This window comes from Povalibacter sp. (assembly GCF_036735925.1).
Lineage (GTDB): Bacteria > Pseudomonadota > Gammaproteobacteria > Steroidobacterales > Steroidobacteraceae > Steroidobacter.
Map to the genome: position 1 here is coordinate 1 of NZ_DAINNK010000154.1, position 3,036 is coordinate 3,036.

The 3,036-nt window shown below is 65.4% G+C and carries 2 protein-coding genes; both read left to right on the forward strand.

Going from position 1 to position 3,036, the window contains the following annotated elements; translation table 11 throughout:
- Nucleotides 1-233 precede the first annotated feature (233 nt).
- Nucleotides 234-866 carry a response regulator transcription factor gene (locus V7D81_RS23025; RefSeq protein ID WP_324320734.1) on the forward strand — a complete coding sequence of 211 codons (633 nt, stop codon included), beginning with the start codon at nucleotides 234-236 and terminating at the stop codon, nucleotides 864-866.
- Nucleotides 867-884: 18 nt separating this feature from the next.
- Entirely contained in the window at nucleotides 885-2,678 is a 1,794-nt protein-coding gene (locus tag V7D81_RS23030; protein WP_324320736.1) for an ATP-binding response regulator, read from the forward strand.
- Nucleotides 2,679-3,036: the final 358 nt, after the last annotated feature.

Genomic DNA, 3,036 nt, shown 5'->3' on the forward strand with positions numbered 1-3,036 from the left:
GGAACGATCGTCCTCTTCGCCCGCCCGGCCAACAATTGGCACTATGGGCAGCGCCGCCCGTATAAACCGACAGGATTCCGCGTCGCACAAAACAGGCATTGCCGGGTTCCGGTGCCCGGACGTACGATGGACCGACAGTATCGATGGGGTCTACAACCCCAACCAGCAGGCAACGGAAGCGCCTCGCGATTCGAGCTGGCAGGAGCGATTGCTTAACCGTTGGGGCACACGCCATGAAAATCCTGATCGTGGACGACCATCCTCTGTTCCGGGCGGGCTTTCATGCCGTTCTCGAACAGGGCGCGCTGGACGCCGGCATCCTGAGCGTTTCTTCGGTACAGGAAGCGATGCAGATCCTGCAGCGGGATCCGGAGGTCGGCCTGGTGCTGCTCGACCTGCACCTGCGCGGCGACGACGGCTTCCATGCCCTGAAGCTCATCGGGGAAAAACATCCGACCACGGCCTGCATCATGATCTCCGGCGACGAACAGGAAGGCATCGCCTCGCGCGCCGTCGCGGCGGGTGCCTCCGGCTTCATTCCCAAGTCGTTCACGGCCGATGAAATGGTCGCGGCCATCAAGAAAGTACTCGAGGGCGAAATCTTCCTGCCCGCCAGGGACCAGGCTGCCGCCGCGGCGCCCGACGGCGGCTCGCTCACGCTGCGTCAGCTCGAAGTCATTTCCATGCTCGGCCGCGGCTGCAGCAACAAGGAAATCGCACGCGCCCTCGACGTTGCCGAGCGCACGGTGAAGGCACATGTCAGCGCGGTGTTCGAAGCGCTCAATGTGCGCAATCGCACGCAGGCCGTCCTCGCCGCACAGCGTCGCGGCTACCTGCCGTCGACGGCCTACGCCGCGAATCGCTGACCCCGCCTCTTCCCCGACATGGACGCCGCGCTACTGCGACGCGTTGAACAGCAACGCGTCGCGATGCTCTATGGGAATACCGCGGCCGTCTCGGGCTCGGCGGTGCTCATGGCCGCGCTCATGGTCATCATCGCCTGGCCCGACGTTTCGGGCCTCACGATCTTCCTGTGGTGCGGCGGCGTGCTGCTGGTGCAGGCCGGCGTGCAATGGCTGACGTTCGCGTATCGACGCGCCGCGAATGCACAGACCGAACCGCGCCTGTGGGGCATGCGGCTCGCCAACGCCGCCTTCGTCGCCGGACTGATGTGGGGATCGGCGGCGTTCGTGCTGGTCGGTCCGGGGCAGTCGCTGGCACTGGCGCTGATTTCGGCGTGCCTCGCCAGTCGCGCCACGATCAGCATCATGACGCATGCCTATTTCCCGCCGGCGCTGCATTCGTTCGCGGTGCCGGTGTTCGGCCTGCTGGCGCTGCGCTACGTGTTCGAGGGTGGCTATCGCAATGCCGCGCTCGGCGTGCTGTGGATCGCCGTGCTGGGTTACGTGCTGCTGTTCGTCGAACGTCAGGCGCGCGCGGTGGCGACGCAGATCCGCTTGCGGGTCGAGAACGAGCAGCTCGTCGACGAGCTCAAGCGCCAGAACACGCTGGCCGAAGAGGCGCGCGTGCGTGCCGAGGAAGCGAGCCGTTCCAAATCGCGCTTCTTCGCCGCCGCCAATCACGATCTGCGCCAGCCGCTGCATTCGCTGGGCCTGTTCGCCACGGCGCTGCGCAACGGCTCCGAGGGCCGCGCCGGCATCAAGCTGGTCGATCAGATCCTGCTGTGCACGGAATCGCTGGAACAGCTTTTCGACAATCTGCTGGACATCTCGCGACTCGACGCCGGCCAGGTGCAGGTGAAGCGCGAAACCGTGCCCGCCGACCAGGTGCTGGACCGGCTGCGCAGCACGTTCTCGGTGCCGGCGCAGGAAAAGGGCCTGCGGCTGCGCGTGCGCGGCTCCAAGGCGCTGCTGTCGACCGACTCGACGCTGCTGTTCCGCATGCTGTCGAACTTCGTCTCCAATGCCTTGCGCTACACCAGCGAAGGCGGCGTGCTGGTCGCATGCCGCAAGCGCGGCAGGACGGTGCGGATCGAAGTGTGGGACACGGGCCTGGGCATTCCCGCCGACCAGCACGAGCGCATCTTCGAGGAGTTCTACCAGCTCAACAATCCGGAACGCGATCGCACGCGCGGACTGGGGCTGGGGCTCGCCACCGTGCGTCGTATCGCGACGCTGCTCGATCATCCGCTGAAACTGGATTCGAGCGTGGGCCGCGGCTCGCGCTTCTCGATCGAAGTCCCGCTCGCCGACGCACAACGCACGCCGTCGGTGTCGGCCACGATCGAACAGAAAGTGCCGAACCTGCTGCGCGGCAAGCTCATCGTCGTCGTCGATGACGAGGCTTCCGTGCGCCTCGGCATGCAGAGCCTGCTGGAGAGCTGGGGCTGCAAATGCGTCACGGCCATGGATGCGGCCGAGGCGTTGGCCGGGCTGGGCTCCGACATCCCGGACTTCATCATTGCCGACCTGCGTCTGCGCGGCGAGGACACGGGCATCGAAGTCATCCGCACGCTGCGCGCGCAACTGGGCGAATCACTGCCCGCCGTGCTGATCTCCGGCGATACCGCCACCGAACAGCTGCGCAAGGTGAGTACGGCGGGGTTGACGATCATGCACAAGCCGCTGAAGGCGGTGCGTCTGCGGGCGCTGCTCAATCATGAGTTCGCGCGGCGTAGTCGGGAGATGGAGGAGGGAGAGCCGCAAAAGACCGCATGAAAGAAAACTTGGGACTGACCATTCCTTGGTCTTCTTGTAGGTCAGGCTTCAGCCCAATGGCACTGACTTAAGCGATCGGCCCATTCCTTCCGCTCTCTATCTTCTCCGTAGCTGCATTCAACACGCCACCACTGTAGTGAGTGGTGTGCCCGAGGGGCTTTGCTGGACCGTCGCGCGCAGGGATGCGCGCGCCGGAGTCCCCATGGATGGGTTTACGACGTTCCAGCAAAGCCCCTCGGGCACGCCGCTCACGGCATCGTGAGCCACCGACCAGAGAAGACCCCCTCCCTGCCCTCCCCCGCTGCGCGGAGGAGGGGAAGAACAAAACGCACTTGCGCTTAAGTCAGTGCCATTGGGC